We start from the raw sequence: 392 nt of genomic DNA on the forward strand, positions 1-392 counted from the left end.
TCGCCCCGCCATCCGGCAACGCCTGCATCAAACGCCCACGCGCCGCCACCAGACGACAGGCGTCCTCCAGCGAGAACACCCCCGCCACATGCGCCGCCGTAATCTCGCCGACCGAATGCCCCAGCAGATAGTCCGGCCGCACCCCCCAGCTCTCCAGCAGCCGGAACAACGCCACCTCGACCGCGAACAGACCCGCCTGCGTAAACACCGTCCGATCCAGCAGCCCGGCCTCGGCCGAACCCTCCGCCGCGAACAACACCCCACGCAACGGCCGCTCCAAAAAGGCATCCAGTTCCCCGCACACCGCATCCAAAGCAGCAGCGAACACCGGAAACACCCCGGCCAACTCCCGGCCCATCCCCAACCGCTGCGACCCCTGCCCCGAGAACAGG

1 protein-coding gene is annotated in these 392 nt (G+C 68.6%); it reads right to left on the reverse strand.

Annotation, left to right across the window (positions count from 1 at the left end):
- A partial coding sequence (locus ADK64_RS09810) for an acyltransferase domain-containing protein (protein WP_159046209.1) occupies positions 1 to 392 on the reverse strand: 392 nt, incomplete at both ends.

The sequence above is a fragment of the Streptomyces sp. MMG1121 genome (assembly GCF_001280015.1).
Classification (GTDB): domain Bacteria; phylum Actinomycetota; class Actinomycetes; order Streptomycetales; family Streptomycetaceae; genus Streptomyces.